This is a genomic window from Methanothermobacter sp., from assembly GCF_049720995.1.
Taxonomy (GTDB): Archaea; Methanobacteriota; Methanobacteria; order Methanobacteriales; family Methanothermobacteraceae; genus Methanothermobacter.
This window is the reverse complement of record NZ_JBNASF010000038.1, coordinates 1-8,410: the sequence shown is the minus strand read 5'-3', so window position 1 is coordinate 8,410 and position 8,410 is coordinate 1. Positions and strand designations below refer to the sequence as shown.

8 protein-coding genes and 2 tRNA genes are annotated in these 8,410 nt (G+C 48.6%); 2 read left to right on the top strand and 8 right to left on the bottom strand.

From position 1 onward, the window contains the following. Positions 1-90: 90 nt before the first annotated feature. Both ACPLJI_RS08675 and ACPLJI_RS08670 read right to left on the bottom strand, forming a co-directional pair. Positions 91-163 (bottom strand) — tRNA-Phe (locus tag ACPLJI_RS08675). 4 nt (positions 164-167) lie between these two features. Further along, positions 168-239 (bottom strand) — tRNA-Val (locus tag ACPLJI_RS08670). A 343-nt stretch (positions 240-582) separates the two neighbouring features. On the opposite strand from ACPLJI_RS08670, the gene ACPLJI_RS08665 reads away from it, so the two are divergent. Next, positions 583-2,325 carry a sensor histidine kinase gene (locus ACPLJI_RS08665; protein WP_424741244.1) on the top strand — a complete coding sequence of 581 codons (1,743 nt, stop codon included), beginning with the start codon at positions 583-585 and terminating at the stop codon, positions 2,323-2,325. 21 nt (positions 2,326-2,346) lie between these two features. On the opposite strand, the gene ACPLJI_RS08660 is transcribed toward ACPLJI_RS08665, so the two are convergent. Together ACPLJI_RS08660 and hmtA1 are read right to left on the bottom strand one after the other, a co-directional pair. Next, a complete protein-coding gene (locus ACPLJI_RS08660; RefSeq protein ID WP_424730835.1) occupies positions 2,347-2,838 on the bottom strand; it encodes a rubrerythrin family protein in 492 nt (163 codons plus the stop codon). 195 nt (positions 2,839-3,033) lie between these two features. Next, positions 3,034-3,240 carry a histone HmtA1 gene (gene hmtA1 / locus ACPLJI_RS08655; RefSeq protein WP_013296030.1) on the bottom strand — a complete coding sequence of 69 codons (207 nt, stop codon included), beginning with the start codon at positions 3,238-3,240 and terminating at the stop codon, positions 3,034-3,036. A 152-nt stretch (positions 3,241-3,392) separates the two neighbouring features. Between hmtA1 and cofH the strand changes: the two genes are divergently transcribed. After that, entirely contained in the window at positions 3,393-4,508 is a 1,116-nt protein-coding gene (gene cofH, locus ACPLJI_RS08650) for a 5-amino-6-(D-ribitylamino)uracil--L-tyrosine 4-hydroxyphenyl transferase CofH (RefSeq protein WP_424730834.1), read from the top strand. A 23-nt stretch (positions 4,509-4,531) separates the two neighbouring features. Here cofH and ACPLJI_RS08645 read toward each other — a convergent pair whose 3' ends face one another. From ACPLJI_RS08645 to ACPLJI_RS08630, 4 genes are read right to left on the bottom strand one after another with little or no spacing between them, the layout of a single operon-like run. Continuing rightward, positions 4,532-4,885: a cyclophilin-like fold protein gene (locus tag ACPLJI_RS08645; protein ID WP_424730833.1), complete on the bottom strand. Its 354-nt coding sequence runs from the start codon at positions 4,883-4,885 to the stop codon at positions 4,532-4,534. Between the two features lie 51 nt (positions 4,886-4,936). Beyond that, positions 4,937-5,602 carry a deoxyribose-phosphate aldolase gene (gene deoC / locus ACPLJI_RS08640; RefSeq protein ID WP_424730832.1) on the bottom strand — a complete coding sequence of 222 codons (666 nt, stop codon included), beginning with the start codon at positions 5,600-5,602 and terminating at the stop codon, positions 4,937-4,939. Position 5,603: 1 nt separating this feature from the next. Next, positions 5,604-7,220 (bottom strand): tRNA uridine(34) 5-carboxymethylaminomethyl modification radical SAM/GNAT enzyme Elp3, encoded by a 1,617-nt coding sequence (locus ACPLJI_RS08635; RefSeq protein ID WP_424730831.1) that lies wholly within the window; start codon positions 7,218-7,220, stop codon positions 5,604-5,606. A gap of 51 nt (positions 7,221-7,271) precedes the next feature. Beyond that, on the bottom strand, positions 7,272-8,297 hold the full coding sequence (locus ACPLJI_RS08630; protein ID WP_424730829.1) for a CBS domain-containing protein: 1,026 nt from the start codon (positions 8,295-8,297) through the stop codon (positions 7,272-7,274). Positions 8,298-8,410: the final 113 nt, after the last annotated feature.

Sequence of the window (8,410 nt, the reverse complement as noted above, 5' to 3'; positions counted from 1 at the left end):
TTTTTAATTTACTTAAAATCAGCCATATAACTTTTTAATTTACTTAAAATCAGCCATGTAATTAGATTCTGGTAAAGAGGTGGTTATAAGTGCCGTGGGCCGGACTTGAACCAGCGACATCCAGATCTTCAGTCTGGCGTTCTCCCAACTGAACTACCACGGCATAGTGGGCCGGACGAGATTCGAACTCGTGATCACCTCCGTGTCAGGGAGGTATCATACCCCTAGACCACCGGCCCATGTTCCTTCTAAACTATGGAAGTGGTCATATATAACCTTTTCCATTCCGGGGTGGGGATTCTGGAATAAAAGCCTCCTTACAGGCATGGGGTTGCACCATGAACCTGGAACATCCAATGGAATCCCATCAGCATGATATGGTTAAAAATCAGGGTTTCCAGGGGTTCCACCATGGAAGTTTTCAGTTATTATATGCTGTAAATATATTTCTAATACCTGATACATACCATTCATGGAAAACTTTTAGTGAATCTGATAACTTAAATGATAACTGAATGTGAGATCATCATGTGATTGATGGTTCTACACAGATACGCAAGGTTCATTGATAGGGTGGGGGCATTGGTTAAGGGAACTCATACCTTTACCGAGAAGATACAGTCCTACAGGGACTTGAGGACCCGGCTGGCTATTGTAGCCTCACTCACAGCCCTCTGTGCTGCTGTAACGGTCTATTTTCATATTTTTCTCGGGGTTGAAATTGTATTCACACACCTCTTTTACATACCGATAGTCCTTGCAGCCCTCTGGTTTGAGAGAAAGTCCCTTCTTGTAACGGCATTACTTGGCACGGTACTTATTGTAACAAACATCATGGCATCTCTTTCAGGTTTCTATGAGGACCTGATGAGGGTCTCGGTGATGTTCTTTGTTAACCTCATTACCGTGCTCCTGGCAGAGTCCCTTGAAGAATCAGAGGAGCTTATCCATGAGACTGAGGAGAGGTACAGTACAATAGTGGAGACAGCAAGGGATGCAATAATAACCGCTGATGAGAGGGGAAGGGTGGTTGCATGGAACCATGGTGCCGAGAAGATCTTTGGATACACTGCAGATGAGATGAGGGGAGAACATATCAATAAAATAATCTCAGAGCAAAACCGGGACATGCACAACTTTTTGGATATGGATAGGGATATTTCGCTGAGGATTACAGATGTCGAGGCACTCAGAAAGGATGGAAAAAGATTCCCTGTGGATATATCCGTCACAGGATGGCATTACATGGGTGAAAACTTTGTAACTGCAATTATAATGGACATTTCAGAGATAAAAAAGGCTGAAGAGGCATTGAAAGAGAGTGAAGAAAAATACAGGTCACTCTTTGATCTCTCACCCGACTACATAATCCTCCTTGATCTGGAGGGTGGTGTGATACTGGATATCAACTCAACACTCTCAGAGAGACTTGGAATGGCGTCTGAGGAACTTCTGGGAACATCCATCTATGACCTTGAATTCATCGCTGATGATGTGAAGGATAAATTCAGATCAAAGCTTGGGATAATCAAAGATGGGGGAAATGTTGAACCCTATGAGGTTGTCCTTGAGGACCCCCTTGGGAGGAGGTACACTGTGAGGATATACAATAAGCTTGTACATCTGGAGGGGAGGGACTGCGCCCTGGTGGTCCTCCATGACATCTCGGACCTCAAGAGGGCACAGAGGGTGCTTGAGAAATCCCTTGAGGAAAAGGAACTCCTACTCAAGGAGATACACCACAGGGTCAAGAACAACCTGATGATAATTTCAAGCCTCCTCAGCCTCCAGTCAAGGAAGGCGAAGGATGAAGAGACCCTGGACCTCTTCAGAGAGAGTGAAAACAGGACGAGGTCCATGGCACTGATCCATGAAAGGCTTTACCGTTCAGGGGATCTCAAGAACATTGATATGGGCGAATACATAGGGACACTCGCATCTGAGGTGTTCAGAAGTTACTCTGCAGATTCCAGGATAAGGCTGAATATTGATGTGGATGAACTGAAGGTTGATGTGGAGACCGCCATACCCGTGGGCCTCATCGTCAATGAACTTTTAACAAATGCTGTGAAGCATGCCTTCCCTGATGGCGAAGGTACTGTATCTGTTTCGGTTAAAAGGAGTAATAAACACGTTTTGATTGAGGTTAGTGATGATGGAGTCGGATTCCCACCGGATCTTGACTGGGAGAGCAGCCCATCCCTTGGCCTCCAGCTTGTAAGGAACCTGACCGAGCAGATTGACGGGAGTGCAGAGATGATTTCAGATGAGGGCACAACATTCAGGATAACCTTCATGGAGAAGGGTGTTATTGATGAAAAATAGAGGTAAGGTGATGGAAAAGAATTATTCTATCTTCCTGAACTCCTTCCTGGGGGCCCCGCAGATGGGGCATCTTTCTGGTGCCTCACCCTCAACGGTGTTACCGCACCAGCTGCAGACGTAGTAGTCCACCTCAACGTTCCTTCCAAGGTTATCGAGGGCATTCTGGTAGAGTTCAGCGTGGATCTTCTCAACCTTATTTGCAACGTCAAAGCTCCAGCGTGCCTGTTCCTCACCCTCTGCTTCTGCTTCCTCTATGAATCCGGGGTACATCTCCTTGAATTCAGCAGTTTCCCCGGCTATTGCCTCCCTGAGGTTCTCCTCTGTGCTATTGATGGCCTCCATGGCTTCAAGGTGGTTCATTGCATGGACAGTCTCTGCTTCGGCCGCGGCACGGAAGAGCTTCGCAACCTGGTGGTACCCTTCCTCATCGGCCTTCCTTGCGAATGCAAGGTACTTCCTGTTTGCCTGTGACTCCCCTGCAAATGCTTCCTTCAGGTTATCCATTGTTGACATCAAAAATCACCTCATCTCATTATTATGTTAACATGACCTTATAAAGAGGAGTCATGAATCGGTTTGGAATCATAGAAGTTATTACTGTTATTCTGGTTTTGTAAATGGGAGTCATGAATTGGAATCATAACAGCCTGAATTTAGTAGGGAACACCTGCTCCCTGAAAAAATAAATAGGTAGAAGTATGGGTCTACTTATAACTGTTTAGCGGCCATTTCAATGTCTGTGGCTTTAACAGTTTTTCTGCCGGCGTGTTTTGCAAGCTCAACAGCTTTGCGTGAGATTTCCTCACCCATGTCTTCAAGAGCCTTTGCTAAAGCCTCTTTTGCATCATCACTTATTCTCTGGGCACCGGCATTTTTTATTATTCTACCTACTGGTGCGATTGGTAATTCAGCCATAATTTCACCTCCAGATTAAGCTGGTAATCTCTAATATTTAAATTTATTGGTTCTGCCGGATTAATGGACCACATAGGGCCCATGGGAGTAACTGGATATGTATTTCACCAAAACCAAAAATTTTAAACTTGGAGAACCAGATACTAAATCGCATGTCTGGCACCATTGATATTAAAACCCGCACAGAAAAAATACTTGAAAAGGCAATGGACGAACCAATCACCAATGAAGAGGCCCTCTACTTAATGAATGTGACAGGAAGGGACCTTCAGGCCCTTTTAATAGCCGCGGACACTGTCAGGGAGTCCGAGGCGGGTGAAAGGGTAACCTACATTGAGAACTGGAACATCAACTTCACCAATATATGCTCGGGACAGTGCGGGTTCTGTGCCTTTAAGAGGGATGATCTTGATGGGGACGCATATTACCTTGAAACAGAAAGAATCCTTGAAATCGCCCGTAAGGCTGTGGAAAACGGTGCCCGTGAACTCTGCATACAGGGAGGCCTCTACCCGGGCCTTGACACCTATTTCTATGAGGATCTTGTGAGGGCCATAAAATCGGAGCTACCTCATGTGCACCTACATTCATTCTCCCCAATGGAGGTTTACTATGGTGCTCGTAATGCGGAGCTATCCATTGAGGAGGCCCTCAGGATACTTAAAAAGGCGGGTCTCGGTTCAATGCCCGGCACAGCTGCTGAGATACTCAATGATGATATAAGGGCTGTCATATGCCCCACAAAGCTGAGCACTGAGGAGTGGGTTGAGGTTATAGAGACAGCCCACCGGGTTGGAATACCAACGACATGCACCATGATGTACGGTCACATCGACGGACCCGAGCACAGGGTTGAACACATGGACATACTGCGTCGGATTCAGGAGAGAACAGGAGGATTCACCGAGTTCGTCCCATTACCATTCATGCATCCAAAGACCCCCATATACCGTGAGGGAAGGGCAGCTGCAGGTGCAACCGGTGCAGAGGACCTCAAGGTCTACGCGGTTTCAAGGCTGATGTTCAGGGGCCTCATAAGGAACATACAGGCCTCATGGGTTAAACTTGGCTTCAAGTTTGCACAGGTTGCCCTCATGTCAGGGGCCAATGACCTCGGGGGTACACTGGGTGAGGAGAACATATCAAGGTCAGCGGGCGCCTCACATGGTGTTAGAACTGAACCCGGAGAAATAATAAGGGTTGTAAGGGACCTGGGAAGGATCCCTGCAAGCAGGGATACGCTTTACAGGGAAATAGAGGATGTTTAGCGTTTCCGAACCGCTGATTCTATTTAATCAATTTTTTCTATTATTATCCTGTCCCCCTCGTCAACACTGAAGAAGAGGTCAAGGTTTCTGGTCACCCGCCCTATATGATTCACCGGGGAGTAGGGCTGTGTTGAGCCGAAGAATATGCAGAGGGCGTACCCTGGCGGCCAGTAGGATATATCCCCTGGACTGGCGGTATCAGAGGGGTTCTCATAGTCAAGGGTGAGTGGTATGTCAAAGTAGACCTCCTCCATCCATAGGAGGGCCCTTCTCTCAACTGGAAGGCTCTCATAGATCCTCTCTGCAGATTCAGGGTTTCTCTCATCAAGCTCGGCCTCAGCGTAACCCTTACCCTCAACGGTTATCTTTATCCTCATCTCAGACCACCCCTCTGAAAGGCTCCCTGGATGAATATCCCTGTTCTCATACTACCTCCACCCCTCGATGATCTGGACCCCGGTTGATGTTCCAATCCTGTCTGCACCGGCCTCTATCATTGCAAGGGCCGTTTCAGTGTCCCTTATACCACCGGCTGCCTTAACACCCATCTCATCACCCACAGTCTCACGCATGAGTTTCACATCCTCCACAGTGGCACCTGAAAGCCCACCATAGGCTGTCGATGTTTTAACAAATGCGGCACCAGCCTCCTTACTTATGAGGCATGCCTCCACCTTCTCCTCGTCTGTGAGGTAGGCTGTCTCCAGTATAACCTTCACAGGGACGTCTGCGGCATCAACGACTCCACTTATATCCTCATGGACAAGTTCCCTCATCCCCGACTTCAGCGCCCCTATGTTCATTACCATGTCAACCTCCTCTGCACCGTTTTCCACGGCCTCTGATGCCTCAAAGGCCTTAACCGCCGGCGTGTTAACACCCGCTGGAAATCCTATAACAGAGCAGACCATGACATCGCTGTCCCTCAGGAGTTCAGATGCCAGCCTGACGTTGGTTGGGGTGACAACCGCGCACCTGAACCCATAATCAATGGCCTCCCTGCACAGTTTCTCGATATCAGCAACCGTCGCATCCGCCCTTACATTTGTATGGTCTATGAGTGATGCAAGTTCATCTGCTGTTTCAACCTTCATTTTAACCCTCCAGGAGTTCTTTTGACATGTAGGGGCCCTCCCTTCTGTATCCAAATTTGCTGTAGTATTCACGGGCTCCTATCCCGCTTGTGACAATTATTTTCTCCATCCCCCCATCAGATGCTATTGCCTCAGCACGGGATAGCAGTTCCTCACCGTAGCCCCTGTGCTGTCCAACAGCATCGCGACGCTCACCTATGGGTATCATTGAACCGTAGACGTGGAGTTCCCTCACAAGGGCTGTTTTATCATCTATTTCCGGGCGGTGAGCGTTCTCTGATGGGAATCTGAGCCTCAGGAATCCGATGAGGACATCATTTTCAGGGTCCTCTGCTGAGATGAAGAATTCCCTGCCTCCGGTGGCATCGTACTCCTCAACCATTACTGTGACGGCGTCCTCATCGACACTCACGCCCCTGCGGCTCATGTGGCCCACCTCACGGCACCTTATGCACCTGCAGCGGATACCCTCCTCCTCCAGGCGCCTGTAGACAAGTTCACCCAGGTTGGACTTCCTGACACCATCAACTATAAGCTGGGAGGGTATATCCCTCTGTATCCTCATGGTCCTCACCCATGGGGGCATCATCTTCTTTATCTCCACGATTAGATCAACGGCCTCCTCTGTGGAGTATGGTTTATAGAGGCCCCTCTCCCAGAGACTGTAGAGTTCACTGCCCCTGGTAACAAGGCAGGGGTATATCTTCAGCATGTCGGGTCTGAAGGATGGGTCCTGGAATATCCTCCTGAATATCCTGAGGTCCCTCTCAAAGTCTGAGAATAGGCCGGGCATGAGGTGCATTGCAACCTTTATCCCTGAGTCCCTGAGTATCCTGTTGGACTCTACAACGTCCCCTATACTGTGACCCCTCCGGATTCGCTGGTAAATGTAGTTGTAGATGGTCTGCACACCCAGCTCAACCCTTGTAACCCCAAGGTTGAGCATCCTGTCAACGTCCTCCTCCCGGCAGTAGTCTGGCCTTGTCTCAAATGTCATCCCAACACAACGAACCGGTGAGGTCTCGTTGAACCGCTGGGCGTCATCCACCTTCACGTACCCGTGGTGATCTGGTATATCAACACTGACACCACTCAGTCTGGCTCCAAAGTCCACCATGGCCTCAAGGCACTGGGATATGAACCATTCCTGGTAGCAGAGGCTGTGGGACGGAAAGGTGCCACCCATGACTATGAGTTCTACCTTGTCAACAGGGTGGCCTATGCTGTGGAGCTGCTCAAGGCGATTGTAGACCTGCCTGTAGGGGTGAAAATCGTACATTCTGGCCCTCAGGGCGGCTGGTTCCTCCCCGGTGTAACTTGGTGGTGCCTTTTCACTTTCAGGACAGTACAGGCACCTTCCATGGGGGCATTCATGGGGATGGCACATGACTGCCACAATGGCAACACCTGATATTGTCCTGGTGGGTTTTTTCCTGAGGAGATTTTCGATTAATTTCTTTTCTTCTGGATCTGCATGTTCAAGGATTTCGGAGTTGCTCATGAATTTTTCAAGCCCAAAGTCACGGCAAATCCTGTGTTTAGCCCTTTCAAGGTCCTTCCTTGTTTTTATCTGACCTGATATTATATCATCGATTATCCGGCGACACGCATCCCTCATTGTCATTCACCGTAGTGGTTACTGGCAGATATGTGTTTTCATCATTCCATTTCATTCAATTCCCTTTTGCATAAGGTTCAGCGTCCTTATTATATCTGTCCTTGAAATTATACCCTTCAGTTTACCGTCACCCATCACAGGGAGCCTTCCAAGCTGGTGGCGATTCATTTTTTCAAGAACAGAGGTTAGTTCCTCGTCCTCTGTGGCGGTCACAACCTCCGCGGTCATCACGTCCCCCACCATCATATCTCTGGCAGCCTCTGATATGTCATGGAATGTCACTATCCCTGCAAGCTCATCCCCGTCGGTTACAGGGTAACCCATGTGCTTCTTTCTGAACATGACATCAAGGGCCTCCCCCACTGTCATGTCGGGTCTGAGTGTTACAGGATTGGCGGTCATCACGTCCCCCACTGTCACGCCCTCAAGAAGAGAGGATATGAGGGTTGACTGGTACTCTTGCTCTGCACCTATGTAGATGAAGAGGCCTATCAGTATCAGGAAGAGGTTATAGAAGAGGCCTGTGACGGCCATTATTGCGGCGATGGTCTTACCAAGGTTCGCCGCTATCCTGGTTGCCCTAAGGTAACTCACACGTTCAGCCAGTATCGCCCTCAGTATCCGCCCCCCATCCATTGGAAAGGCAGGTATAAGATTGAAGAGTGCCAGGACCAGATTCACGGTAAGGAAATCTCCAAGGAATGGTCTGAGGGGTCCTGTGATGTTCAGGAGGATGGGCACAGCTGTTAACATTGCCATTATGATGTTTGTGAGGGGCCCTGCGATGGATATGAGGAGCTCCTCCCTTGGAACCTTTGGTATCTCCTCCATCCTTGAAACCCCCCCTATGGGTAGGAGGAGTATGCTCCTTATCTTCACACCGAACCTGAGGGCGACATAGGAGTGGGCCAGTTCATGTATCACCACCACCACAAAGACGAGGGTTATGAGCACAGCAAGGTTGAGTGATAGGAAACCCAGGTAGGTCAGGAGGTATATGAATACCATCAGAATGAGGAATGAGATGTCAAGTTCAACGGGTATTCCAAAAACCCTGAATATCTTCAAAGCGGCCATGATATTATATTGGAGTGTTATGGATAAATCATTTTGTACTGTGCCTGTGGTCTGGTGGTGTTGATAGGTAAGTGGGGGTGTTATGGATAAATCATTTTGTACTGTGCCTGTGG